Below are 20,687 nucleotides of genomic sequence, written 5' to 3'. Positions count from 1 at the left end.
TAATCAAATCAGAGGCCTGCTATATGAATATGGCATTGTCATCGCAAAAGGCAAAGAAAGCCTTAAAGCAGCATTACCTGACTTAATTGAAGATGCAGAAAATGGATTAACCGAAAGAGCTCGAGTCCACTTTACGCTGCTACACCAAGAGTGGGGCGCGATTGATGAAGCCATAAAGTCATCAGAAAAGGATATCAAACAGCAAGCCCTGGCTTCCGAAGGAGCTAAACTACTAATGCAAATAAAGGGAATAGGAGAGATTACGGCAACAGCCGTAGTCTCTTTTGCTGGTAATGGTTCGTCCTACAAGAATGGTAGACATTTTTCAGCCAATATCGGTTTAGTACCTAAGGAACATTCAAGCGGTGGAAAACAAAGTCTTGGTGGGATAACCAAGCGAGGTAACCGTTACCTCAGGAAGCTACTCATTCAATGTGCTTGGTCGATTATCAGGCACTGTAAAACAGCGCAAGATAGGTTGTCTGTTTGGGTTAAAACGCTCATCGAACGGCGTGGCAGTCACAAGTCTGCAGTCGCGCTGGCTAATAAGTTAGCAAGAACTGTTTGGGCCATTCTATTTAAGAAAACAGAGTTCAGAGCTGTTTAAATTTAAAGTTTAGAGTAAAGCAAACCATGTACTGCTAAATAGTAATGTAACAACAGGTAATACCGGCCTCTACAACCCCTGAGAGAATCCATGAACCAAAGAGTTCGGACGGACGGTTAAGGCGTAGAGGCGCGGTTCTCATTAAGGCCAGAGCACAAAGATGCTCATAAACAGGTCGGATATACGGATGCAGTAATATCTTTTGTTACTAACAAATTAGCTATTGAATCTATCGAGGTGTCCATATACGGATGCACGGCGTGTAGCAGATGTATCTGCACAAGAGCGAGCCGCAGGCTATTGATAACAATGAAGGTTAAAACTTTAATTCCTCTTAACAAGTATCGCGAAGCGTCCAAGGAGTGCTCAAACAACGTCCCTGTTTAACTGCCAGTTCGGCATCCATGCCTCTCGTTCGTAAGCTCGAAGCTTTGCTTCACTCACCGTGCCAAAAGAGTGCTTGCACATACGTCGTTCCTTCACATCCATGTGATCACGACATTGGTACTTCCATGTACAGCACCCGCCGGGCAGGCGTTAGGTCGCCATGAAAGTACGACCTTCAAATCCACTCAGCCAATGAACATTCTGCCAAGCGCTACTCAAGCAAACTTTATGGCAAAACATCCCAACCATTGTTTCCCAACTCATACAGAGCGCCGCCAAGTCGAAAAGCCTGAAATTAACCTCCCCAGGTACAAGCAGAGACATTGAAGATTCGATCTTCAAAAACAAAAATGCCGAGTCCTTTTAAAGACTCGGCATTTTCACCAATGGCCACCTTGGGGCAACCAAGCCCGCCCCCTTTAACCTAACCCAGTTAAAGATAAGGCCTCACCAAATTCACCATCATCTGGATATGGCCATCCTGGTCATTGAGACAGGGAATATAACGATACTTGCTGCCACCGGCCTGGGTGAACACATCCCGGTTCTCATGCTCAATCTCCTCGAGTGTCTCGAGACAGTCGGCGCTGAAGGCCGGGCAGACGATGGCCACATCATCCACGCCCTCTTTAGCTAACGCCTCCAGGCTGGCATCCGTGTAGGGGCCGAGCCACTTGGCCTTGCCGAAGCGCGACTGGAAGGTGGTGATATAGTCATTCTCATGAAGTCCCAGACGTTCCACCACCAGGCGGGTGGTCTTCTGACACAGGCAGTAGTAGGGGTCGCCAAGGTGCAGGTTACGCTCGGGCATGCCATGGTAAGAGAGCACTAACTTCTTCGGCTTGCCATGTTGCTCGAAGTCCTTGGCGATAGAGTCAGAGAGCGCCGCTATATAGTCTGGGTGGTCATGATAGCTGTTGATAAAGTGCAGCGATGGCAGGTAGCGCCACGAAGTCAGCTCCTTGGTCAGGGCGTCGAAGGCCGAGGCCGTGGTGGGCGCGGCGTACTGAGGATAAAGCGGCAAGACGATAAGCTTGTCGGTTCCATCGCTATGAAGCCGTCTCAGCGTCTCCTTGACGCTCGGCTTGCCGTAACGCATACAGAAGTCCACATTGACGTCACTGCCATTTTCACTCAGCCTTTGTGCTAGCTTGTCCCGCTGGGCCTGAGTGATCGCCATCAGGGGAGAGCCCTGCTCCGTCCAGATAGACTGATACAGGGCGGCAGACTTTGCCGGGCGGACGCGTAAAATGATGCCATGGAGGATCAGCATCCACAGCAGCTTAGGGATCTCCACCACGCGGGGATCCGAGAGAAACTCCGCCAGATAACGACGCACGGCGCCCGTAGTTGGCGCGTCCGGTGTGCCCAGATTCATCAGCAGCACTGTGGTCTTGCCACGACCGCCATGGCCCTGCTGTTTATTCAATCCAAAGTATTTTGCCAAAGTGATTCCTTGTTTTTATCTGTGTTGCCCAACTCGCTTTCTTTTTCTTTGCGCCAGGGCACCTGGCCGAGGCTAATGATGCATGGCATCAGTACGCGGTTCGGCCCCTTAGAGATCAATCGCCACACATAAAAAAACCGATAAAAGGATTATCGGTTTTTTCAAATTGCTTTCAGAGGCTAGTCGAGATCCAGCGTCACACCTTCCATGAAGCCTGAGCTGGCCGATTCTGAACTTTGCAGCTTGATCATCAGACGCAGATCGTTTGGCGAGTCGGCGTGGTGCAGCGCATCCGAGTAGCTGATCTCACCTTCCACATAGAGCTTGAGCAGCGCCTGGTCGAAGGTCTGCATCCCCTGCTCGTTGGATTTGGCCATGGTTTCCTTAAGCAGATGCAGCTCATTCTTCTGGATAATGCTGGCAACCCTTGGGGTGTTGATCAACACCTCGATGGCCGCTCGGCGACCCGTGCCATCTGCCTTGGGCACAAGTTGCTGCGCTACTATGCCGCGAAGGTTCAGCGACAAGTCGAACAGCAGCTGCTGGTGCTTACTCTCGGGCACCAGGTGCATGATGCGGTCCAGCGCCTGGTTGGCGTTGTTGGCGTGCAGGGTAGCCATACAGAGGTGACCAGTTTCGGCGAACGACAGAGCAAACTCCATGGTCTCCTGGGTACGGATCTCACCGATCAGAATCACGTCCGGCGCCTGACGCAGTGAACTCTTCAGCGCGGCATCGAAAGAGTCGGTATCTATGCCCACCTCACGCTGGGTGATGATGCTCTTGCGATGGTCGTGGACAAATTCCACCGGATCTTCGATGGTGAGGATATGGCCGCGGGCGTGGGAGTTGCGGTAACCCACAAGCGCCGCCAGCGAGGTCGACTTACCTGTACCCGTACCGCCCACCATGATGATAAGGCCACGCTTACTCATCACCAGGTCTTTCAGGATTGGTGGCAGCTTAAGATCTTCCACCAGCGGGATCTTGGTCTCGATGCGACGCATCACGCAGCCCGGCGACTCGCGCTGCCAGAAGGCGCTGACACGAAAACGTCCCAGGCCCTTCTCGCCATAGGCGAAGTTACATTCGCGGGTCTCATGAAACTCTTTGCGCTGGGCCTCTGTCATCAGAGCCTCGACAAACTCCAGCGACTGGGCCGGGGTAAAGGGGTTCTCGGCTAAGGGGCGCACCTCGCCATCAACCTTAGCGCTGGGGGGAAAGCCGGCGGTGATGAAGAGATCCGACGCCTTGCGCTCTACCATCACCTTTAAAAATGGACGAACTTCCATACTCAAACCTTACTAGAAACTAGCGTTTTTATTAGAACTCTTGGCCATCGCATCTTCACGGGTGATCAGGCCACGGTTGACCAGATTCTGCAGACACTGATCTAGGGTCTGCATGCCGTGGGCCATACCCGTTTGAATGGCCGAGTACATCTGTGCCACCTTATCTTCGCGAATAAGGTTACGAATCGCCGGGGTACCCATCATGATCTCGTGGGCCGCCACACGACCGCCGCCGACCTTCTTGATCAGGGTCTGGGAGATTACCGCCTGCAGGGACTCAGACAACATGGTACGCACCATACTCTTCTCGCCCTCTGGGAATACGTCGACCACACGGTCGATGGTTTTCGCCGCCGAGGTGGTGTGCAGGGTACCAAATACTAAGTGACCGGTTTCCGCCGCCGTCATCGCCAGACGTATGGTTTCGAGGTCACGCATCTCACCCACCAGGATCACGTCCGGGTCTTCACGCAGTGCGCTACGCAGCGCGGCGTTGAAGCTGTGGGTGTGTCTGTGCACCTCACGTTGGTTGATAAGACACTGCTTGTTCTGGTGCACGAATTCGATAGGGTCTTCGATGGTCAGGATATGGTCGTGACGGTTCTCGTTTACATAATCTATCATGCCCGCCAGGGTGGTACTCTTACCCGAACCTGTCGGACCGGTTACCAACACCAGACCACGGGGAAAGCTGGCAATCTTCTTGAAAATCTCAGGGGCACCCAGTTTCTCCAGGCTTAAAATCTCGCTGGGAATGGTACGGAACACCGCCGCGGCGCCGCGGGACTGGTTAAAGGCGTTCACACGGAAACGGGCTAAGTTGGGCACTTCGAACGAGAAATCTATCTCTAAATGCTCTTCATAATCTTTACGCTGTTTGTCGTTCATGATGTCATAAACGAGGCTGTGTACGCCTTGATGATCCAGGGCCGGCAGATTAATCTTTCTGACCTCACCATCAACACGTATCATGGGAGAGACTCCCGCAGAAAGGTGTAGATCCGACGCGTTGTGTTTTACACTAAAGGCAAGTAACTCTGTGATTTCCATAGTATGGGATATCCATTCAACCAAAAACTTACAACATGACAACAATAGCAGACAGACTGGCCGACGCCCACCAAAGAATCGCTCAAGCGGCGCAAAATTCATCACGTGATAGCAGGGATATACAGCTGCTGGCGGTCAGTAAAACCAAGCCGATAGATCAGATAGTAGCGGCATATGATGCTGGGCAGCGGCTTTTTGGTGAAAACTATGTTCAGGAAGGTGAAGAGAAGATAAATGCCCTGCGCGAAAGCCATGGCGACATCGAATGGCACTTCATCGGCCCGCTACAGTCGAACAAAACCAAGAGCATCGCCGAGCACTTCGACTGGCTGCACACACTGAGCCGAGAGAAGATCGCCAAACGCCTGAGCGAGCAGCGCCCCAGCCATCTACCACCGCTGCAGGTCTGCATCCAGGTGAATGTCAGCCAGGAGGAGAGCAAGTCGGGCGTTAATCCAGATGAGGTCGCTCACCTGGCCGAAATAATCGCCTCCCTGCCCAAGCTGACCCTGAGAGGGCTTATGGCCATTCCCACCGCCACAGACGATGTTGCGCTGCAGCAGGCCGAGTTTAGCCAGATGCAGGCCCAGTTCGAGGCGCTGAAACAGCAACACCCGAGCCTGGATACCCTCTCCATGGGAATGAGCCAAGATCTTGAGCAGGCGATCGCCGCAGGCTCGACCATGGTGCGTATCGGCAGTGCCATCTTCGGCGCCCGGGATTACGCTAAAGCTTAAAGGCTTAAGTGCTAAGAGCCTAAGGCCTTGTAATTACCCTGAATGCCCAAATATAGATAGTTAGACGAATAAATAGAGACCCTTATGACACAAAAGAAGATTTGCTTTATCGGCGCGGGCAACATGACCCGCAGCATCACCAGCGGCCTGGTCAAGGGCGGCTATGCACCAGAGCTTATTCACGCCACCAATCCCAGCGAAGGCAAACTCATCGCCCTTAAGCAGGATTTAGGTATCCAAGTCTCCCACGACAACCTGCAGGCCGCCGATGAGGCCGACGTTATCGTGCTGGCGGTGAAACCTCAGCTGATGCAGCAGGTGTGCGAAGCGATGAGCGGACTCAACTTGAAAGACAAGCTTATCGTCACCATCGCCGCCGGGGTCACAGCCGAGCGCTACCACGCCTTCTTCAAGCAGCCGATTCAGCTTATCCGCACCATGCCCAACACCCCGACGCAGATCGGCCTTGGCATGACCGGGCTCTACGCCGAGCAGGGCGTGAGCGCGCAAGACCGCGAGCTGTGTGAGCAGCTGATGCAAACCGGCGGCGAAACCGTCTGGGTCGAAAAGGAAGAAGATCTCAATCAGGTGATCGCCCTGGCGGGCAGTTCTCCAGCCTATTTTTTCCTTATGATGGAGGCTATGATTGACAGTGCCAAACAAGATGGCGTCGACGAGCAGACCGCCCGAGAGATGGTGCAGCAGGCAGCATTAGGTGCGGCCTCTATGGTGAAGCAGAACCCACAACTTTCACCGGCACAATTAAGGGAAAATGTCACCTCTAAGGGCGGCACCACGGCTCAGGCCCTAGCGGCGTTCGAGCGCGCCGGCCTCAGGGAGATAGTGCGCACCGCCATGCACGACTGCATGGACAGGGCCCAGGAGATGGCAAAGCAGTTTTAGGACTGGCCCTCTTATGGGCTTAACCCTAGTTTTATTCGATACAGCACAGTAGAGAAACACAATGGATGCATTAAGTTTTTTAGTGAACACCCTGTTTGACCTGTACCTCATGGTGGTCATCATTCGTATCTGGTTGCAGCTGGCCCGCGCCGATTTTTACAACCCATTCAGCCAGTTTGTGGTCAAGGCGACCCATCCCGTGGTCGGCCCCATGCGCCGCTTCCTGCCGCCACTGGGCGGCTTAGATACTGCCTCAGTGGTACTCGCCCTGGCGGTGGTGGTGATCAAGTTTGTGATCCTCAGCCTGATGGCGGGCGCCGCCATTAACCTGCCTATCATACTCTTGGTGGCGCTGGTCTCAGTGGTGAAACAGGCGGGCGTGTTGCTGTTCTGGATGCTTATCCTGCGCGCCATCCTCAGCTGGGTCAGCCAGGGCCACAACCCCATCGAGATGGTGATGGCGCAGCTGACCGAGCCGCTGGTCGCCCCTATTCGCCGGATCATCCCTCCCATGGGTGGCTTGGATTTCTCTGTGATGATCTTCATGTTCGGCCTGATCTTCATCAACAAGCTCTTATCTCAGTACGTTCCCTTCTGGGCCAACGTCTAGATGGCGGTTGTCACCAAAGAAGAGGACGACCTCGTCATCAGGCTCTATATCCAGCCTAAAGCCAGCCGGGACCAGATTGTTGGTCCCCACGGCGACGAGCTTAAGGTGGCCATTACCGCCCCGCCCATCGACGGCAAGGCCAATGTCCACCTGTGTAAGTTTCTGGCGAAGCAATTTAAGACGGCCAAGGGCAATATCCTTATCGAGAAGGGGGAACTTGGGCGCCACAAGCAGATCCGCGTGGTAATGCCAAAGGAGATCCCCGAGGCTATATCTGTCTTAATCCCATGAAATGTGTAAGCAAATAAACTAAGGCGCCGCAGCCTAAGACTTTAATAGCTATACTAGAATCAATTATCCCGTGACAGGAGTTCACCATGATACGTACCCTTTTTTGTGCCTTGGCGCTTACCCTGCTTAGCATGGGCAATGCCGCGGCGGAACAGAAGCAGAGCGTCGGCAATTTCGATATCCACTATGTTGCCCTGGGCAGCACCTTTATTACCCCCTCTATCGCCAAGACCTATGGCATCAAGCGCAGCAGCTATACCGGCCTTATCAATATTTCTGTGCTCGATACCAGCGCCGAAGGCACGCCGGCCATTCCGGTAGAGATCTCGGGGATCGCCAACAACCTGCTCGATGCCAGGGTAGAGCTGACCTTCAAGGAGATCCGCGAAGGCGAGGCCATCTATTACATCGCCGAGGTGCCCTACCGGGACGATCAGGAGATCAACTTTCAGATAGCCATCAAGTATGGCAACAAGCTCAACACCCAGCTGAAGTTTAAGCAGAAGTTTTACGTCGATTAATCGGCCCCATTAAGCCAGTTCAAACCCAGTTGAAGCCGCGCCCTGCGCGGCTTGTTGTTATTTAAGCAGATGCCCTATCGTTTCCCCGCCAGCTTGGGTATGATTGCGGCCATTGAAACCTGCCACCATGAGTCAGCGAAAATGAATCAAATCGTATTAGCCAGCGGCAACAAGGGAAAACTGAAAGAGTTTGCCGAGATCCTTGCCGAATTTGGCATAGAGGTTCTGCCACAGAGCCAATTTAATGTTCAAGAGGTCCCGGAAACCGGCACCACCTTCGTCGAGAACGCCATCATCAAGGCTCGCCACGCCGCACAGGTAACCGGCCTTGCAGCCATCGCCGACGATTCCGGCCTGGAAGTAGACGCTTTAGAGGGTGCCCCAGGGATCTACTCGGCCCGCTACGGCGGCGAGGGCGCGAGCGATAGCGACAACTACACTAAGCTGCTCGGCGCCCTGACTGACAACGACAAGCGCAGCGCGCGTTTTCAGTGCATCCTGGTCTACATGCGTCACGCCAAAGACCCGACCCCCATCATCTGCCAGGCCTCCTGGGAGGGCAGCATAGGCTTCGAGCCTAAGGGCGACAACGGTCATGGTTATGATCCAGTCTTTATTCCGATGGAGCACGAGTGCAGCGCCGCCGAGCTGAGCAGCGATGAGAAGAATGCCCTCAGCCACAGAGGCAAGGCGATGCAACTGCTGCTAAGCGAACTCAAGGCCAAGGGTGTACTCGGCTAATGCTTACGCTTCCTCCGCTCAGCCTCTATATTCACATTCCCTGGTGCGTGCAGAAATGCCCCTACTGCGACTTCAACTCCCATGGCCAACATGGTGAGCTGCCCCAGCAGGAATATGTAGACGACCTGCTCAATGATCTGAAAAACGATGCGGCCTATGTTCAGGGACGCAGCCTGCACTCCATCTTTATCGGTGGCGGCACGCCGTCACTGTTCGATGCAGGTCAGATAAAGCGACTGCTCGATGGCGTAAGGGCGCAGATCCCCTTTGCGGCGGATATAGAGATCACCATGGAGGCCAACCCAGGCACTCTGGAGCACGATGACTTTAGCGCCTACTGCGCCGCCGGGGTGACTCGCCTCTCCATCGGCGTGCAGAGTTTTTCCAGCGATAAGCTCAATCTGCTAGGGCGAATTCACGACAAGCATGAGGCGGAAGTGGCGGCCACCAAGGCGGCCCAGGCCGGTTACCAGAGTTTTAACCTGGATCTCATGCATGGCCTGCCCAATCAAAGCTTCGAAGAGGCGATGCGGGATATCGATAAGGCGGCGGCCCTCAACCCGCCCCACTTATCTTGGTATCAGCTCACCATAGAGCCCAATACCCTGTTTCACTCAAAACCTCCCCAGCTGCCGGATGATGAGGCGCTGTGGCAGATCTATGAGCAGGGCCAGCAGCGCCTGGCGGCGCTCGGCTATGAGCAGTATGAGATCTCCGCCTACGCCAAGCCCGGCTATCAGTGTCGTCACAACCTCAACTATTGGCAGTTTGGTGACTATCTGGGGATCGGCTGTGGTGCCCACGGCAAGATCACCATGGCAGAAGATCAGCGCATCTACCGCACGGTGAAGATAAAGCATCCCAAGGGTTATCTGGGCGCCGATGACTATCTATTCGATAAGAGCGAGGTGCTAGCGGAAGACAGGGCGCTGGAATACCTGATGAACCGCCTGAGACTGATGTCGCCCATCCCTAAAAGCGAGTTTGAGAGCCGCACCGGCCTCTCGGCAGAGGTGCTGGATGAAGGCATGGCGCGGGGCGCGGCCAAGGGGCTGGTCATCATACAAGATGAACATTGGCAGCTCACGGCCAAGGGACAGATGTTTGTCAACGAGCTACTTGGGCTATTTTGCGAATAATCTTTCCCCTCTTTCGAGGGGAACAGAAACATTTTCTAACACTTAGTTTGCATATTTAATCGTCGGCTTTATTAGGATAACAGGCACTAATCAACAAACGCCAAGTTTGGCCAATAGAGTTAAGCCAATAAAGTCATGCCAATAAAAACAAAAACAACTATCCTCGCCATCTCTCTGGCGACACTTCTTTCTGGCGCAGTGCACGCCGCGCCAGTTTCACTCCCCCTACTTAGCGCCAGCGAACCCGTACAGAAGATTAGCGCCCAGGAATCAGAGAAGGCCAATCAACTGTTCGAAACCATCTTCATGGAAAACGTAATGGCCAGCCCCATCAGCCAGACCCATCTTGGGATCAAGACAGACTATGGCAAGTGGGATGAGCGCGGTGAAGCCGCCGATAAGAAGAGCCTGGCGAGAGATAAGCAGCATCTGGCCCAGCTTAAGCAGATAGACAAAAGCAAACTCGATGCCCAGACCCTGCTTAGCTACGACCTGCTGACTCAGAAACTTGAGCAGAGCATCAGCGACTACAAGTGGCGCCTGTATACTTATCCTGTTAACCAGATGTATGGCGGCCACTCCATGGTGGCATCTTTCCTGATCAACCAACATCAGATAGACAGCGTCTCGGACGCCGAGGCCTATATCAGCCGCCTCAAGGGTGTGCCCCACTACATGCAGCAGTTGGAAGAAGCCCTAGAGGAGCGCGCCAAGGCGGGCATCATAGCGCCTAAGTTTGTGTTTGCCTATGTGCTGTCAGACAGTCGCAACATCATCAGCGGCGCCCCCTTCGATCAAAATGATGACAGTGCCATCTGGGCCGATTTTCAGCGCAAGGTAGCTAAACTTGCGATAGACGATGCCCAGCGCAATAAGCTACTCGATGAGGCCAAACAGGCGCTGACCGCTCAGGTCAAGCCTGCCTATGACAAGCTTATCGCCTATGTCGAAACCCTGGAAAAGCGCGCCGACACCAAAGATGGTGTATGGAAGTTCAGAGACGGCGAGGCGTTCTACAACAACGCCCTGGCTCGCACCACGACCACCCATATGACAGCCGATGAGATCCACCAGCTGGGGCTCGCAGAGGTGGATCGCATCCATCAGGAGATGCGCGCCATCATGAAGAAGGTCGGCTTCGAGGGCGATCTTAAGGCCTTCTTCAAGTTTATGCGTGAAGATAAGCAGTTCTACTATCCCGACACAGAAGAAGGCCGCACCGCCTATCTAGACGATGCCAAGGCATTGATAGATAACATCTCCTCTCGTCTGGATGAGGTGTTTTTTGTTAAGCCTAAGGCGCCCATGATAGTAAAACGGGTCGAGGCGTTCAGAGAGAAGTCGGCCGGTAAGGCCTTCTATAATCAGCCGACTCCGGATGGCAGCCGCCCTGGCACCTACTACGCCAACCTGTATGACATGGAGGCCATGCCCAAGTATCAGATGGAGGCACTGGCCTACCACGAGGGTACTCCTGGCCATCATATGCAGATCGCCATCGCCCAGGAGCTGCAGGGGATCCCTAAGTTCAGAAAGTTTGGCGGCTACACCGCCTACATAGAGGGCTGGGGGCTGTACAGCGAATTCTTCCCTAAGGAGATGGGACTATATAAAGACCCCTACTCAGATTTTGGCCGCCTGGCCATGGAGCTATGGCGCTCATGCCGCCTGGTGGTGGATACCGGCATCCATGCCAAGCGTTGGACCCGCGAGCAAGGGATACAATACTATGTCAACAACACCCCTAATGCCGAGTCGGACGCCATCAAGATGGTGGAGCGTCATATCGTGATGCCATCACAGGCAACCGCCTACAAGATAGGCATGCTCAAGATTGTCGATATTCGCGAGAAGGCTAAGGCGATCATGGGCGATAAGTTCGATATTCGCGAGTTCCACACTCTGGTACTGAAGAACGGACCTCTGCCGCTGGATGTGCTGGAGTCTAAGGTGATGAACTGGGCTCATAAGGCCTAACTCATCACTAGAGTCAGTATTCAAGGAATAGTTAGCCATAAGAAAGGCCGCTCTCAACCAGAGCGGCCTTTTTAGTTTTATCGGCTAATTCTGTTCTCAATCAAGGCTAACGCCTCTTAGCTGAAGATTAAGGCTTACTCGCTAAAACCCTTTCGGGTCACCTTGATAAGCTTAGTCACCTTGTTGGTGGGCGCATCGGCCATCGCCTGCTGATCGCCATGGGTGAGATAGCTCAGCGACACACTCGAGGTCAGATCAAACGGCTCCTCGGTCTGCAGGGCGCTTATCTCGACCCTGTCCCCGATAAAGTAGCTGTCTAACTGCTCGATATCACCAAGCTTATGATTGATGCTAAACAGGCCCAGATAGGCGAATACACCGCTACCCTGATTGGAGACGAAGAAGGGCGCCACAAACAGCATCTCGTCGCTGTTTGTATCCGACACGCGCTCTTCTTCCCCATCGGCGACATGGTTTAGCGTCACTATCTTCATATAGTCCAGGTGTACACTGCCCCGCTCAGGGCCATCTTGGTAATCGCCGCTGGCAAAGCGTCTGTCGCCGCTCAGGCTGATACTGGTGAGTCTCACCTCGGCCTGAGACTCGGGCAGCTTGATAGACCAAGCCTTATGGGTCTTGATGCTAAAGAGGGTAAGCATCACCTTATCGACATCCTCATCTAAGGGGATGACACTGCCATCTTCCTTAACCACATAGAGATCGTCATTTGTAAAATTAAAACGATAGACACCCGCCAGCACCACTAGAACCAGCAAACCCACAATCAACAATAAGATCTTACGCGCCATAGACTTCCCTTTATCTCGCTTCACACTCATCGCGCCATGCCCTTTATGCAATGCCTCATACACGAAACGAGCTGAATTAAACAATATCAGCACGATACCCTGAGTAATACTCAGATACCATGCACAGCGCATTAAACTATCTTTATTTTTCAGTAATAAGACGCTAATTCGGCAAGATGAAGATGCTTGGTCAAAGCCAGAGCACTATGACAGAAGGCGAAAGCGACAGGAAAAGATTGGGCGGAGATCTGGACGCTTAATAATCCAAGGCCCTAAAAGAAAAATACCCCAGCAATCTTTGCTGGGGTAAACCAAAACTAGGATGATGGTTTTAAGGCTAGCATTGTTTTAGTTCTTAAACCGCTGCCAGCATTGATTCAAGATTGCAGTAACGCCGACCTGTGTAACCAAACGAGAGAGGGGTCATTCTCTGGCTCGGCTAACTGATTCAGGTCATCCCGATATCAACTGCCACCATTGTATTAAATTAAGAACAGACTGCAACGTGAATTCCTCTCAAGCTTTAGCTCAAGCTAAATAAGTCATCGCAAAACAGAGAGGTAATACCAGTGCAACTATATGATTATAAAAAGATAACCCCCGACATCAAAAATACCGGGGGTTATCGTCTTGTTATCAGAACAATGTTTTTAAGTTATTGATAACTGAAAATCGTAAAGACCTTAACAGCAACATGGATAAAATGCTGTTTTTTCAGCCACATCCTGCTACTTACGCTGGGCATAAAGGGCGGCGTATGGCTCGTCCCAATATGGTGGTGAACCGATATGATCCTTAATGAAGTCGATAAAGGCGCTCACCTTAGGTGCCAGGTGTTTACGTCTTGGGTAAACGGCCTGCAATGGCAGATGGTGGGTCAACTGCCATTCTGGCAATAAGGGAACCAGGGTGCCCTTCTCTATCTCATTCTCAAGCAGGTAACTGGCAAGATACACCACACCCAGGCCGCTCACCGCGGCGGACTTAAGCGCAGGCGCGTTGTCGACCCTGAAGTTACCCGATACGCCAATTTCACAGTAATCGTCACCCTTCTTAAACTGCCACACGCTGTGCTCATGCCACTCGCCGTGATACACAAGGCAGTTATGGTCCACCAGCTGCTCTGGACGCTCAGGATAACCATGCTTGGCCACATACTCGGGAGATGCCGCCAACAGGAACTGACACTTCATCAGGGGTCTGGCCACCATGCCAAGCGGCAGCTGCTCAGACATGGTCAACAGGAGATCTAAGCCCTCACTGACCACGTCAACCTTATGGTCCAACAGGCTAACCTGTAGCTCCAACTCAGGGTGTCTGGCCATAAAATCTGGTAAGGCTGGAATGATGTGCATGGTACCGAAGGATTGGGAGATCCCCACCTTGAGTACGCCGCGCGTGGCATCGTTGAGATTGTGTACGCTGGCGACTGCCTGATCGGCATCGCGAAGCAACTCTTCACCCTGGGCATAAAGCAGCTGTCCGGCCTCGGTTAAACTCAGACTCCGAGTGGTACGCTGTATCAGCTGAACACCTAATTTATGCTCAAGGTCGGCAACCTGAGTACTGACCTTTGATTTAGAAATCCCCAATTTTCGCGCGGCAGAGCTAAAGCTCCCAGCGCGAGCAACATGAGTAAAAATTGCAATAGGTTCTAAAAGTTCTAACATTTAAATAGCCTTAAGGTGTTTGCGACCCTATAAATACCAATTATAAATCATAGAGATACCTCCTAAGTGCGAAGTTATCCCCTTGACTATGCAGATTATTTTAAGAGTAGAGTCAGACTGTTAGCCATTTCGTTATCGAAATTTCGCCAGCATTGTTATTATTTTTTACAAGTATACCAAAGATTTGCTCTTTGATTCTAATACCTATTTTCTAGCCACTATACACCCAGTTAGGAGTGGAGGAAAAGTCATAACAAATGCAGGCCCAGAATAAAAAAAGCCCTGCACCCAAGGTAAGTGCAGGGAAATGTGGATGTTGCTATGCCAGAGGAAATCGTTTGCGGGCTATTCCCGCAGGGTTTGTTGCTTAGCGCTCACCAGTGGATAGTCACGTAGGGCCGGGACTTCGCTGCGCATCTGAGACTCTAGAGCCGCCAGCTGCTGGAAGTTGTCACACAGCTTATCGGCGCGCGCCTCGAGATCTGTGGCCTGCTGTTCAATCTGGGCTTCGATATCGTCGCCCACCTTGTCCATCTTGGCCGAGAAGGCGTTCATCTTCTCCTCGAAACTCTCGCCGTCGCCCTTCATCATCTCGCTACCCAGAGTCATCATCATGCTGCCGATAGAGCTCTGCACCAGCTGCTCCATCTCTTGCTCGAACTCTTTGCCAAAGGTGTCTTCGATAGAAGATTCGGTGGCGCCCAGGTAGAACTTATCGCCATTTTGGTAAGCAACCTTGTCGATGCGCTTCGACATGCCATCCATCATCTCATCTATCTTGGCTCCGGCGGCGTCACCCAGCAGCGGCGTGAGCGCCATGCTCACGGCGGTAGAGGCTATATCGACTGTGTCATGCACCACGTCGATCACCTCAGGAAGCTGCTTTGACACCTCACCGGCATATTGATTAACCAACGCCTGCTGCTTGTCGTTTAGCTCCACCTTGTCACCATTAACGTAGAGACGGCCAAGCTCGATGCGATACACTTCTTTCTTCGCCTCACTGACCACCAACTTGCTAGGTTCGACGGAAACATCGTAATTGAGGCTCACCTCGCACTGTTTGTCATCCCGTCCAAAGGAGATGTGGTTATCTTTATCTTCACCGGCCCAGGCGGCGCTGGTGGTGGCAAGTACAAAAGCTGTCAGTCCAAGAGATGCGGTCAATTTCTTCATATTCTTATTCCTTAAGTCATCGAAAATCACATGATGAGAAGCTTAAGGTGCACCATGTGTCGTTGATGACTAACAATACAGGTATCGTGCCAACTTTAACTAATTGAATATAATCAATGGGTTAGATAAAAATGACGATATATACCAAGACTATAAGTCGGCTATGGGCTAACAAAAGTAAAGCCTTCAACCAGTTTTTAGTAAATTTCACCATCGACGCGAATACAACTAAGACATGAAAAGTAGAATGCAGAGAAAGATAAAAACAAAGCAAAGAGTTAAATGAAAGAGCGCCTAATCAGGCGCTCTGTTAGAAGATAGAACGGCCCAGGGCTTGGGAGAGTTTCTCGAGTGCGGCGGTGCCCGCCAGAGAGTTACCGTTCTTATCTAGCTCGGGTGACCAAACACAGATGCTCATATCGCCCGGGATCACGGCGATGATGCCGCCGCCCACGCCGCTCTTACCCGGCATGCCGACCCGATAGGCAAACTCACCCGCACCATCGTACAGACCAGATGTGGCCAGCAGGGCGTTAAGCTTACGTGTCTGTATGGGCGAGACCACCTGCTCTGCCGAGAGGCTCTGGCCTCGATTGGCCAGATAGAGCATGGCTTTGGATAGATCGGCGCAGCTCATCTTCAGCGCGCAGTAGTGAAAGTAGTTTCTCAGCACCCTATCGACATCGTTATTAAAGTTGCCGAAGGACTTCATCAGGTAAGCGATGGCCGCGTTACGGGCGCTGTGCTCATATTCAGAGGCCGCGACACGCTTATCATAAATCACATGGGCGTTGGCGCTCAGCTTTCTGACCACCTCGAGCATATGATGCTTAGGCGCGCCGAGGCGGCTCTGCAACAGATCGGCGATGATCAGAGCGCCGGCGTTGATAAAGGGATTTCTCGGCACTCCGCGCTCGAGCTCTATCTGCACCAGGGAGTTAAAGGACTGCCCCGAGGGCTCCTTGCCGACGCGGGACCAGATCTCGGCCTCCTCATACAGGGTCAAAGCGACCGTGAGGCTAAAGACCTTAGAGATACTCTGGATCGAAAAGGGCTCGAGATAGTCTCCAGCCCCTATGGTTTGACCATCGATTGTGGTCACGGCGATCCCAAGCTTGGTAGGGTCCACCTCGGCCAGGGCGGGAATATAGTCGGCAACCTTGCCCTTTCCCAGCAGAGGACGCACCTGCTCGATAATGGTCTCGAGCAGGTCCTTCTGTGGCATTAGTTCCACCAGATATCGTAAAGCTCGCTAACCACGACATCTTTCACCGGCTGACTCTTCCAGAAGTCACTCACGGCTTGCCTGTCTTCTTCGGTGCACTTGCCGATAGTTTGAGTGGCGATGATGCCTTCCCACTCTTTATGGCCGCCACCGTGGAAACCCAGCTTTCTCACCTCGATCACCTGGTCGATAAACTGATCGACGATAGCATCGATCTGCTCTTCGCTTACCGAATCATCGAAGGTCCAATTCACATCGAAGCCGAACTCTTGAAACTCATCAATGCGTAATTTTTTACGTAAACGACGACTACGTGTTGCCATGTGTATTCCCTCTTTTTATAGAAATTAAGCTTACTCGGTACGCTCGAACATCAGATCCCAGACGCCATGCCCTAGACGATGGCCCCTGGCCTCAAACTTGGTCAGCGGACGATGATCGGGACGGGGCACAAAGTCGCCATCCTGCGCCTGGTTCTTATAGCCAGGCGCCGCGCTCATCACCTCTAACATGTGCTCGCTATAGTTTTCCCAATCGGTCGCCAGGTGGAACACACCACCTATCTTAAGGCAGCGGCGAATAAGCTCGGCAAATTCCGGCTGAACGATACGGCGCTTATGATGACGCTTCTTGTGCCAAGGATCTGGGAAGAATAGCTGTACTCTGGCCAGGCTGCCGCTTTGGATGCTGTTTTCCAACACCTCGATGGCGTCGTGGTGGAACACACGCAGGTTGGTGACGCCGGCCTCAGCCGCATCAGCAAGACAAGCACCTACGCCAGGCTTGTGAACTTCGATACCGATAAAGTTAAGCTCGGGAGCCGCCTTAGCCATCTCAACCAGTGAGGCGCCCATGCCGAACCCTATCTCCAGCACGGTATCGGCTTCGCGGCCAAACACCTTGACCAGATCCAGAGGCTCGGGCGAGTAGTCCAATCCCATCACAGGCCATTGTTGCTCCATCGCCTGCGCCTGGCCCTTGGTCAAACGTCCTTCTCGTAAAACAAAGCTTCTCACTTTGCGAAGGTATTTACCCTCTTCGTTAAACTCTGCGGTGGTCACTTCGCTCATTATTTTTCAGCCTCAGATCTGCCATTGGTTGGCCATATAGCGCCGAGAAAAAGTCAGCGTCAAGCGACTCTAGGCTCGACTCACAAACTCATATGATCCCACGGGATCCTGACACTTATATGATTGGAAAATTATAAAAAGAAGGGCATTATCCAAAGTTACTGCGCTAAGGCAAGCCCTATGTTGCCAAAGTATACCAATTATCCCACGGCGTGCGAGCCATGGCGCCCTTGAGATGCCATTTTGGTTGAGAAAAACCTTGCCCCTCTATAGACTGAGCGCCATGAAAACAGAGCAATTTCACCAGCGCATCGTCACCTGGTACGACAAACACGGACGCAAGCATCTTCCCTGGCAACAAGATAAGACCCCCTATAAGGTTTGGGTGTCCGAGATCATGTTGCAGCAGACTCAAGTCGCCACCGTTATCCCTTACTTCGAAGCCTTTATGGCGCGTTTCCCCACTATCTTGGACTTGGCAAGTGCCGAACAGGATGAGGTGCTGCACCACTGGACCGGCCTTGGCTATTACGCCAGGGCGCGTAACCTACATAAGAGCGCCCAGCTGATCGCCAGCGACTATGATGGTGTGTTCCCAACCCAGTTCGAGCAGGTACTCGCCCTGCCGGGCATTGGCCGCTCGACCGCTGGGGCGGTACTCTCACTCTCTCTTGGGCAGCATCACCCCATATTAGATGGCAACGTCAAGCGAGTGCTTGCCAGGCACGGCGCCATCGCCGGCTGGCCCGGTAAGCGCGAGGTGGAGGAGCAGCTATGGCAGCTCACCAACAGCCTGACCCCTAAGACAGGCGTAACCCAATATAATCAGGCGATGATGGATATTGGCGCCAGTATCTGCACCCGCTCTAAGCCCAGGTGCGAGCTCTGCCCCGTCGCCATCGACTGTAAGGCGCAGCTGATGGGCCGCCAGACTGAGTTTCCCGGCAAGAAACCGAAGAAGACGATTCCGGAAAAGCTCGGCTATATGCTAGTGATTAAAGATGACGATCGGGTGCTGATGAGCAAACGCCCACCGGCTGGGATCTGGGGCGGGCTCTGGTGCTTCCCACAGTTTGACAGCCAGGAGGCGCTCGAGGAGTTTGCCGAAACAAAAGGGCTTACACTCGAAAGTCAGGAGCCGATAGACAGTTTTCGTCACACCTTCAGCCATTTCCATCTGGATATCAGCGCCTTTGTGGCACACCAGGCCACAAGCGCACATGAGATCATGGAAGAGAGCGCCTCTCTCTGGTATAACATAGCCAAGCCACCCAAGGTTGGTCTGGCCGCCGCCACAGAGCGGATCCTCACCAACTTAGGTTCAGTATCAAATAAGGAGTAATCATGGCGCGTACAGTGAACTGCCAGTATCTTAAGAAAGAGGCAGACGGCCTAGCCTTTCAGCTCTACCCGGGTGAACTCGGTAAGCGAATTTTTGACAACATCAGCCAGGAAGCCTGGTCACTCTGGCAGGCCAAGCAGACCATGCTGATTAATGAGAAGAAACTCAACATGATGAATGTTGACGATCGCAAATTCCTCGAAGAGCAGATGGTTAACTTCCTGTTTGAGGGCAAAGAGGTCGAGATCGAAGGCTATGTGCCGCAAAAAGATGACGAGTAATAGATAGCTCGCTCTATAAAAGTAAAAAGCGCCAATGGGCGCTTTTTCTATAATGGGGACTTGCTTAAGCAGTCACTACTGACGAATGCCTTCTACCACGAGATCTAGGGTCACATGGCTGGACGCGGGACCCAGATCCATCTTGATATCATAGTCCTTCAAGGCAAATTCAGTCTGGCCGACGAAACCGGCGCGGTAGCCACCCCAAGGGTCTTGTCCCTCACCAATAAACTTTGCATCGATTGCCACAGGCTTAGTCACCCCGTTAAGGGTCAGCATGCCATTGAGCACAAACTTGCCGTCACCCAGCTCTTTGACCGAGGTCGATTTAAAGCTAGCCTCGGGATGCTTAGCCACATTAAGGAAATCCTCGCTTCTCAAGTGCTTGTCACGCTCGGCGTGGTTAGAGTCGAGGCTCGCCGTGTTGATCGTTACATTTACCTTGGCATCAGCGATATGCTTGCTATCGAAACTAAAGTCGCCAGCAAACTCGTTAAATCGCCCCACCACGAAGCTATAACCTAAGTGACTCACCTTAAACTGCACCGAGGCGTGGGCACCTTGGGTATCTATCACATAATCGGCGGCATTGGCGGTAGCCGGTAACATGAATGCACCCGCGCCTAGTGTGCTAATAAGTGCGGCGCTCAATATAGCCTTCTTCATTGTGTCTCCTTAATGTTTAACATGCGTTTCAAGCTTGCGTCTTTGTCGATGAAATGGTGTTTTAGTGCCCCAAGGGCATGCAGAGTTACCAAGGCGATAAAGCCATAGGCCAGATATTGATGTACCTTGCCTGCAATATCCGCCTGCCCCTCAAACAATAGCCCCAGGCTCGGCAGCTCGATGAGTGAGAAGACGCCAATGGCCCTGCCGTCGGCGGTCGAGATAAGATAGCCAGAAATCAAGATACCAAGCAGTATCAGATACAGCAGGCGATGCACCAAGCCCGCGGCCAGCTTCTCCCACCTTTGATGCCCGGGGAGCCCCTTAGGCGCCGGGTTTAAGCAACGCCACAGCAGACGGCACAGGGTTAACACCATCAGCAGCACGCCTATGCTCTTATGCAGATCCGGCGCTCGCTTATACCAGGCGCTGTAATAGGTCAGCTCGACCATCCACACGCCCAGGGCAAATAGCGTTAACACGGCAATCGCCGTCAGCCAATGCAGGCCTATGCTCACCAAGCCATAGCGGCTCTGGGTATTTTTAAACACGATTCATCCTCATTTATCACTTAACACCATATTAACTTCGATTTATATCGACGAATATCGCGTAATTTCGCCAATAAATTTCTAATTTTTAGAAAGGTAGCACTAAGACAAAATGGATAAGTGGGGCGTTGGGAAATAAGAGGCCTGAAAACGCGCCTTTAAGAACAAATAGTGGCTTAAATCTGGGTTTTAACC

22 protein-coding genes are annotated in these 20,687 nt (G+C 52.5%); 11 read left to right on the top strand and 11 right to left on the bottom strand.

Annotated features, from left to right (window positions below; translation table 11 throughout):
* A partial coding sequence (locus AYI87_RS08600; RefSeq protein WP_144201238.1) for an IS110 family transposase occupies positions 1 to 607 on the top strand: 607 nt, incomplete at its 5' end.
* Positions 608 to 1,427: 820 nt separating this feature from the next.
* On the opposite strand, the gene hemH is transcribed toward AYI87_RS08600, so the two are convergent.
* From hemH to AYI87_RS08585, 3 genes are all read right to left on the bottom strand, one after another.
* On the bottom strand, positions 1,428 to 2,441 hold the full coding sequence (hemH, locus tag AYI87_RS08595) for a ferrochelatase (protein ID WP_144201236.1): 1,014 nt from the start codon (positions 2,439 to 2,441) through the stop codon (positions 1,428 to 1,430).
* A 179-nt stretch (positions 2,442 to 2,620) separates the two neighbouring features.
* Positions 2,621 to 3,733: a PilT/PilU family type 4a pilus ATPase gene (locus AYI87_RS08590; RefSeq protein ID WP_011864943.1), complete on the bottom strand. Its 1,113-nt coding sequence runs from the start codon at positions 3,731 to 3,733 to the stop codon at positions 2,621 to 2,623.
* A gap of 12 nt (positions 3,734 to 3,745) precedes the next feature.
* The gene (locus tag AYI87_RS08585; RefSeq protein ID WP_011864942.1) at positions 3,746 to 4,783 is read right to left on the bottom strand and encodes a type IV pilus twitching motility protein PilT; all 1,038 of its coding nucleotides are present in this window, start codon (positions 4,781 to 4,783) and stop codon (positions 3,746 to 3,748) included.
* 35 nt (positions 4,784 to 4,818) lie between these two features.
* On the opposite strand from AYI87_RS08585, the gene AYI87_RS08580 reads away from it, so the two are divergent.
* From AYI87_RS08580 to AYI87_RS08545, 8 genes are all read left to right on the top strand, one after another.
* Positions 4,819 to 5,520 carry a YggS family pyridoxal phosphate-dependent enzyme gene (locus tag AYI87_RS08580; RefSeq protein ID WP_144201234.1) on the top strand — a complete coding sequence of 234 codons (702 nt, stop codon included), beginning with the start codon at positions 4,819 to 4,821 and terminating at the stop codon, positions 5,518 to 5,520.
* Positions 5,521 to 5,604: 84 nt separating this feature from the next.
* Positions 5,605 to 6,423, top strand: a complete 819-nt coding sequence (proC, locus tag AYI87_RS08575; RefSeq protein ID WP_144201232.1) for a pyrroline-5-carboxylate reductase — start codon at positions 5,605 to 5,607, stop codon at positions 6,421 to 6,423.
* Positions 6,424 to 6,484: 61 nt separating this feature from the next.
* Positions 6,485 to 7,033: a YggT family protein gene (locus AYI87_RS08570; protein WP_144201230.1), complete on the top strand. Its 549-nt coding sequence runs from the start codon at positions 6,485 to 6,487 to the stop codon at positions 7,031 to 7,033.
* Entirely contained in the window at positions 7,034 to 7,324 is a 291-nt protein-coding gene (yggU, locus tag AYI87_RS08565; protein ID WP_144201228.1) for a DUF167 family protein YggU, read from the top strand. It begins immediately after the preceding gene.
* A gap of 86 nt (positions 7,325 to 7,410) precedes the next feature.
* The gene (locus AYI87_RS08560) at positions 7,411 to 7,845 is read left to right on the top strand and encodes a DUF4426 domain-containing protein (protein WP_011864937.1); all 435 of its coding nucleotides are present in this window, start codon (positions 7,411 to 7,413) and stop codon (positions 7,843 to 7,845) included.
* Positions 7,846 to 7,986: 141 nt separating this feature from the next.
* Complete coding sequence (gene rdgB / locus AYI87_RS08555) at positions 7,987 to 8,586, top strand: RdgB/HAM1 family non-canonical purine NTP pyrophosphatase (RefSeq protein WP_144201226.1); 600 nt, start codon at positions 7,987 to 7,989, stop codon at positions 8,584 to 8,586.
* Complete coding sequence (gene hemW, locus AYI87_RS08550) at positions 8,586 to 9,725, top strand: radical SAM family heme chaperone HemW (RefSeq protein WP_144201224.1); 1,140 nt, start codon at positions 8,586 to 8,588, stop codon at positions 9,723 to 9,725. The genes rdgB and hemW overlap by 1 nt, the downstream gene beginning before the upstream one ends.
* A gap of 135 nt (positions 9,726 to 9,860) precedes the next feature.
* Entirely contained in the window at positions 9,861 to 11,702 is a 1,842-nt protein-coding gene (locus AYI87_RS08545; RefSeq protein ID WP_144201222.1) for a DUF885 domain-containing protein, read from the top strand.
* A gap of 134 nt (positions 11,703 to 11,836) precedes the next feature.
* Here AYI87_RS08545 and AYI87_RS08540 read toward each other — a convergent pair whose 3' ends face one another.
* The 6 genes from AYI87_RS08540 to trmB form a co-directional block, all read right to left on the bottom strand.
* Positions 11,837 to 12,511, bottom strand: coding sequence for a hypothetical protein (locus tag AYI87_RS08540; protein ID WP_260865106.1), 675 nt, complete (start codon positions 12,509 to 12,511; stop codon positions 11,837 to 11,839).
* A gap of 728 nt (positions 12,512 to 13,239) precedes the next feature.
* Positions 13,240 to 14,181: a LysR family transcriptional regulator gene (locus AYI87_RS08535; RefSeq protein WP_011864932.1), complete on the bottom strand. Its 942-nt coding sequence runs from the start codon at positions 14,179 to 14,181 to the stop codon at positions 13,240 to 13,242.
* A 345-nt stretch (positions 14,182 to 14,526) separates the two neighbouring features.
* A complete protein-coding gene (locus AYI87_RS08530) occupies positions 14,527 to 15,357 on the bottom strand; it encodes a YggN family protein (protein ID WP_144201218.1) in 831 nt (276 codons plus the stop codon).
* Positions 15,358 to 15,667: 310 nt separating this feature from the next.
* Positions 15,668 to 16,582: a glutaminase B gene (gene glsB / locus AYI87_RS08525; RefSeq protein WP_144201216.1), complete on the bottom strand. Its 915-nt coding sequence runs from the start codon at positions 16,580 to 16,582 to the stop codon at positions 15,668 to 15,670.
* Positions 16,582 to 16,905, bottom strand: a complete 324-nt coding sequence (locus AYI87_RS08520; protein ID WP_011864929.1) for a YggL family protein — start codon at positions 16,903 to 16,905, stop codon at positions 16,582 to 16,584. The genes glsB and AYI87_RS08520 overlap by 1 nt, the downstream gene beginning before the upstream one ends.
* A gap of 30 nt (positions 16,906 to 16,935) precedes the next feature.
* Positions 16,936 to 17,652: a tRNA (guanosine(46)-N7)-methyltransferase TrmB gene (trmB, locus tag AYI87_RS08515; RefSeq protein WP_144201214.1), complete on the bottom strand. Its 717-nt coding sequence runs from the start codon at positions 17,650 to 17,652 to the stop codon at positions 16,936 to 16,938.
* A 283-nt stretch (positions 17,653 to 17,935) separates the two neighbouring features.
* Here trmB and mutY point away from each other — a divergent pair, with 283 nt between their 5' ends.
* Together mutY and AYI87_RS08505 are read left to right on the top strand one after the other, a co-directional pair.
* On the top strand, positions 17,936 to 18,994 hold the full coding sequence (mutY, locus tag AYI87_RS08510; RefSeq protein WP_144201212.1) for an A/G-specific adenine glycosylase: 1,059 nt from the start codon (positions 17,936 to 17,938) through the stop codon (positions 18,992 to 18,994).
* 2 nt (positions 18,995 to 18,996) lie between these two features.
* Positions 18,997 to 19,275 (top strand): oxidative damage protection protein, encoded by a 279-nt coding sequence (locus AYI87_RS08505; RefSeq protein WP_011864926.1) that lies wholly within the window; start codon positions 18,997 to 18,999, stop codon positions 19,273 to 19,275.
* A 75-nt stretch (positions 19,276 to 19,350) separates the two neighbouring features.
* Here AYI87_RS08505 and AYI87_RS08500 read toward each other — a convergent pair whose 3' ends face one another.
* Complete coding sequence (locus tag AYI87_RS08500) at positions 19,351 to 19,941, bottom strand: YceI family protein (protein ID WP_144201210.1); 591 nt, start codon at positions 19,939 to 19,941, stop codon at positions 19,351 to 19,353.
* Complete coding sequence (locus AYI87_RS08495; protein WP_144201208.1) at positions 19,938 to 20,492, bottom strand: cytochrome b; 555 nt, start codon at positions 20,490 to 20,492, stop codon at positions 19,938 to 19,940. Before AYI87_RS08495 ends, AYI87_RS08500 begins: the two co-directional genes overlap by 4 nt.
* Positions 20,493 to 20,687: the final 195 nt, after the last annotated feature.

This window comes from Shewanella sp. KCT (assembly GCF_007636505.1).
Classification (GTDB): domain Bacteria; phylum Pseudomonadota; class Gammaproteobacteria; order Enterobacterales; family Shewanellaceae; genus Shewanella; species Shewanella halotolerans.
Note: the sequence above shows the minus strand (reverse complement) of the source record. Positions and strands in the feature narration are given on the sequence as shown.

Excerpts from the sequence above, each read along its gene's own strand:
- AYI87_RS08590 (WP_011864943.1), bottom strand. The coding sequence starts at position 3,733 with ATGGAAGTTCGTCCATTTTTAAAGGTGATGGTAGAGCGCAAGGCGTCG.
- AYI87_RS08585 (WP_011864942.1), bottom strand. The coding sequence starts at position 4,783 with ATGGAAATCACAGAGTTACTTGCCTTTAGTGTAAAACACAACGCGTCG.
- AYI87_RS08580 (WP_144201234.1), top strand. The coding sequence starts at position 4,819 with ATGACAACAATAGCAGACAGACTGGCCGACGCCCACCAAAGAATCGCT.
- proC (WP_144201232.1), top strand. The coding sequence starts at position 5,605 with ATGACACAAAAGAAGATTTGCTTTATCGGCGCGGGCAACATGACCCGC.
- AYI87_RS08570 (WP_144201230.1), top strand. The coding sequence starts at position 6,485 with ATGGATGCATTAAGTTTTTTAGTGAACACCCTGTTTGACCTGTACCTC.
- yggU (WP_144201228.1), top strand. The coding sequence starts at position 7,034 with ATGGCGGTTGTCACCAAAGAAGAGGACGACCTCGTCATCAGGCTCTAT.
- AYI87_RS08560 (WP_011864937.1), top strand. The coding sequence starts at position 7,411 with ATGATACGTACCCTTTTTTGTGCCTTGGCGCTTACCCTGCTTAGCATG.
- rdgB (WP_144201226.1), top strand. The coding sequence starts at position 7,987 with ATGAATCAAATCGTATTAGCCAGCGGCAACAAGGGAAAACTGAAAGAG.
- hemW (WP_144201224.1), top strand. The coding sequence starts at position 8,586 with ATGCTTACGCTTCCTCCGCTCAGCCTCTATATTCACATTCCCTGGTGC.
- AYI87_RS08545 (WP_144201222.1), top strand. The coding sequence starts at position 9,861 with ATGCCAATAAAAACAAAAACAACTATCCTCGCCATCTCTCTGGCGACA.
- AYI87_RS08540 (WP_260865106.1), bottom strand. The coding sequence starts at position 12,511 with ATGGCGCGTAAGATCTTATTGTTGATTGTGGGTTTGCTGGTTCTAGTG.
- AYI87_RS08535 (WP_011864932.1), bottom strand. The coding sequence starts at position 14,181 with ATGTTAGAACTTTTAGAACCTATTGCAATTTTTACTCATGTTGCTCGC.
- AYI87_RS08530 (WP_144201218.1), bottom strand. The coding sequence starts at position 15,357 with ATGAAGAAATTGACCGCATCTCTTGGACTGACAGCTTTTGTACTTGCC.
- glsB (WP_144201216.1), bottom strand. The coding sequence starts at position 16,582 with ATGCCACAGAAGGACCTGCTCGAGACCATTATCGAGCAGGTGCGTCCT.
- AYI87_RS08520 (WP_011864929.1), bottom strand. The coding sequence starts at position 16,905 with ATGGCAACACGTAGTCGTCGTTTACGTAAAAAATTACGCATTGATGAG.
- trmB (WP_144201214.1), bottom strand. The coding sequence starts at position 17,652 with ATGAGCGAAGTGACCACCGCAGAGTTTAACGAAGAGGGTAAATACCTT.
- mutY (WP_144201212.1), top strand. The coding sequence starts at position 17,936 with ATGAAAACAGAGCAATTTCACCAGCGCATCGTCACCTGGTACGACAAA.
- AYI87_RS08505 (WP_011864926.1), top strand. The coding sequence starts at position 18,997 with ATGGCGCGTACAGTGAACTGCCAGTATCTTAAGAAAGAGGCAGACGGC.
- AYI87_RS08500 (WP_144201210.1), bottom strand. The coding sequence starts at position 19,941 with ATGAAGAAGGCTATATTGAGCGCCGCACTTATTAGCACACTAGGCGCG.